This is a genomic window from Streptomyces phytophilus (genome assembly GCF_013870535.1).
In the GTDB taxonomy this organism is placed as follows: domain Bacteria; phylum Actinomycetota; class Actinomycetes; order Streptomycetales; family Streptomycetaceae; genus Streptomyces; species Streptomyces phytophilus.
Genome location: NZ_JACBXC010000664.1, coordinates 1 through 3,353, shown reverse-complemented (window position 1 = coordinate 3,353; position 3,353 = coordinate 1). Strand labels below are relative to the sequence as shown.

The window sequence follows — 3,353 nt, the reverse complement described above, 5'->3', positions numbered from 1 at the left end:
GGGGGCCGGGCCGGTCGGCGTAGTCCGTGCGGGGCCGCGGAACCGGCCGTGTGCCCCGTACGGGGCAGGGGAACCGAATCGAAGGACATGCCTCCTTCGGGTGACGGTGCCGCGCGCCGCTGACCTACTGGGGTATCTCTGACGTGCCAGACGCCCGACGCCCCCGCGTCACGTCCACCGAGGAGAAACCCCCCATGACCGTCCGGCCCCTCGCCGCCGTCCTGGCCGCCACCGCGGCCGCCGTGCTGCTGCCGCTGACCGCCGCCGCCACCGCCTCCGCCGAGCGCCCGCTGCCCGAGCCGTTCGACGCCACGCACCTGCGGCTGACGACGAAGTACGTCAGCGACCGCGCCAAGGGCGGCTTCACGTATCTGAACTGCGACCCCGTCGGGGGCACGCACCCCGCGGCGGAGTCGGCCTGCACGGACCTGACGAACGTCGACGGGCGGTTCGAGGACCTGAGCGACAAGCAGGGCGCGTGCACGATGCAGTACGAGCCCGTCGAGCTGCACGCCACCGGCACCTGGCGCGGCAAGCCCGTCGACTACGTCTCCGAGGTCTTCCCGAACCCCTGCATGGCGGACCTCGCGACCGGCGGGAACGTCTTCAACTTCTAGCGGCCGACCGGGCCGGGCCGGGTCGGACCGACCGGACCGGACGCGGCCCGGCGGGGCGCGAGCGCTACGGCTTGCGCCCCACCGCGCCGTACGCGTCGATCGGCCCGGCCGCGCCCACCTTCGCCGAGGCCGGGCGCCACTGGGTGATCGGCACCATGCCGGGTTCGAGCAGTTCCAGCCCCTCGAAGCACCGGCCCAGCTCGTCCGGGCCGCGCAGGTGGTACGGGATGCCGCCGGCCTCGATGAGCTTCTCGCCGCCCTCGACGACGGCCTCGCCGGTGTCGGTGCCGTCCCACAGCACCAGGTGGCTGCCCGACGGCACGGCCGCCATGACCCGGCCCACGATGCGGCGCAGCTCGCTCAGCTCCGGCTCGTAGCCCAGCACGCCCATGAACATCACCGCCACCGGCTCGCCGAAGTCCAGGGTGTCCGCCGCCCCGGCGAGGATCCGCTCCGGGTCGTGGTAGTCGGCGTGGACGTAGGAGGTCACGCCCTCGGCGCGGGTGTTGCGCAGCAGGGCGCGGGCGTGGGCCAGCACCAGCGGGTCGTTGTCGACGTAGACGATGCGGGACTCGGGGGCGGTCTGCTGCGCCACCTCGTGGGTGTTCTGCATCGTGGGCAGGCCGGTGCCGATGTCGAGGAACTGCCGGATACCCGCCTCGCCGGCCAGGTGGGACACGGCGCGGATGAGGAACTGGCGGGACTGCCGGGCCATGACGACGATGTCCGGGTACACCTGCGCCACGGCGTCGCCCGCGGCCCGGTCGGAGGCGTAGTTGTCCTTGCCGCCCATCCAGTGGTTCCAGATCCGCGCCGCGTGCGGCACGGTGGGGTCGATCGCCGCCGGTACGGCGTCCTCGTCGCTGCTCATGGTGACCGTCCTGCCGGGAGAGGGCTGCGCTGAAGTGGCCCGTCCCGCCGGGGAGTCGGCGGCGGACGCGCCGGGGGGACCATCACAGCAGAAGGGGGTGGGCGGCGCGAGCGGTTCCGGCCGCTCTCGCCGCCCACCCCCCGACCGCGAGGTGGTCCGCCCCGTCTACGGCTGCCCGATCACCGTGATCCGGTCCGCCGCGGGCGGCGCCAGCGGCTTGTCCGCGCTGGAGTTCGCCGTCAGGTAGGTCTCCAGCGCCGCCAGGTCGTCCGCGCCGACCAGCGGGTCCGTACCCTCGGCGAGGGTGGGGAAGCCGTCGCCGCCGCCGGCGAGGAACGAGTTCACCGCGACCCGGTACGTGGCCGCCGGGTCGAGCGGCTGCCCGTCGAGCCGCACCGAGTCGGCGACGACGCGGTCGGCGCCCGACTTCGTGAAGTCCAGGGTGTACGTCAGGCCGGCGGACGGCTGGAGGATCTTCGGCGACGCCTCGTTGGCGCCGCCGACCTGCTCGCGGAGCACCTGCAGAAGCTGCTCGCCGGTCAGGGTGGCCAGGTTCACGGTGTTGGAGAACGGCTGGACCGTGAAGCCCTCCCCGTACGTGACGACCCCGTCGCCCTCGCCGCCGGACGCCGCGTACGTGAGGTCCGCGCGGATCCCGCCCGGGTTCATCAGCGCCAGCACCGCGCTCTCGTCGAGCGTCTTCGCGTGCGCCAGCTGCGCGTCCGCTATGAGGTCGCCGAGCGGGGACTCGGTGCCGGAGCGCGGCACGTCGCCGGAGACCCAGCCCACGGGCTTGGCCGCGATCGGCGCGGCGAGCGCGTTCCACTCCTCGACCAGCGAGGTCATGTCCGGCGCCTTCGGCTGCTCGCGGTCGACCACGTGGTTCCCGGCGTCCGGCAGCTCGGTCGCGGTGCGCACGATGTCGCCGCTGCGGCGGTCGTACGTCAGCGTGGTGTCGGTGTAGAGCCGGCCGAAGGACGACGCGGAGGTGACGCTGCGCGGGTTGCCCCTGGGGTCGGGGATGGTGCAGGCGTACGGCTGGTGGGTGTGGCCGGTGACGAAGGCGTCGACGCTGGCCGTCGTGCCCTCGGCGATCTCGGCGACCGGGCCGGAGATCCCGGCGCCGGGGGCGGGGCTGTCGCAGTCGTAGTTGTACGCGCCGCCCGCCGAGGCCGCGGGGAAGCCGCCCTCGTGGACCAGCGCGACGATGGACTCCACGCCCTGCCGCCGCAGTTGCTTCGCGTACTTGTCGATCGTCTCGATCTCGTCGTGGAACTCAAGGCCCTTGACGCCCTCGGCGGAGACGATGCCGGGGGTGGCCTCCAGCGTCACGCCGATGAAGCCGATCCGCACGCCCTGCTTCTTCCACACGTACACGGGGTCGAGGGCCGGCTTGCCGGTCTTCTCCTCGGTGACGTTGGCGGCGAGGTAGGGGAAGTCGGCGCCCTCGTAGGTGCGGCCCTCCCGGTAGTTGCCGTCCTCGGGGTGGTCGCCGCCGTCCTGGAGGCGCCGCAGTTCGGCGAGGCCCTCGTCGAACTCGTGGTTGCCGACGCCCGCGACGTCGAGGCCGAGGCCGTTCATGGCCTCGACGGTGGGCTCGTCGTGGAAGAGGCCGGAGATCAGCGGGCTGGCGCCGACGAGGTCGCCGGCGGCGGCGGTGACGGAGTAGCGGTTGCCCTCGCGGGCGTCGCGCAGGGAGGTGGCGAGGTACTCGACGCCGCCGGCGGCGATGTTCTTCTTCGAACCGTCCGGCTGGAGTTCGGTGACCTGTCCCGAGGAGCCCTGCGGGGGTTCGAGGTTGCCGTGGAAGTCGTTGAAGGACAGCAGTTGGACGTCGACGGTGCGGCCGCGGTCCTTGCGGTCCG

Annotated in this window: 3 protein-coding genes; 1 reads left to right on the top strand and 2 read right to left on the bottom strand. The window is 73.2% G+C overall.

The window, feature by feature from the left end:
* The first annotated feature begins 194 nt into the window (after positions 1 to 194).
* Positions 195 to 617: an SSI family serine proteinase inhibitor gene (locus tag H5J30_RS23170; protein ID WP_181789312.1), complete on the top strand. Its 423-nt coding sequence runs from the start codon at positions 195 to 197 to the stop codon at positions 615 to 617.
* Between the two features lie 64 nt (positions 618 to 681).
* Here the strand turns inward: H5J30_RS23170 and H5J30_RS23165 are convergent, their stop codons facing one another.
* Both H5J30_RS23165 and H5J30_RS23160 read right to left on the bottom strand, forming a co-directional pair.
* A complete protein-coding gene (locus H5J30_RS23165; protein WP_181789311.1) occupies positions 682 to 1,488 on the bottom strand; it encodes an SAM-dependent methyltransferase in 807 nt (268 codons plus the stop codon).
* Positions 1,489 to 1,653: 165 nt separating this feature from the next.
* Positions 1,654 to 3,353, bottom strand: a 1,700-nt coding sequence (locus tag H5J30_RS23160; RefSeq protein ID WP_181789310.1) for a bifunctional metallophosphatase/5'-nucleotidase, incomplete at its 5' end; no start/stop codon positions are given.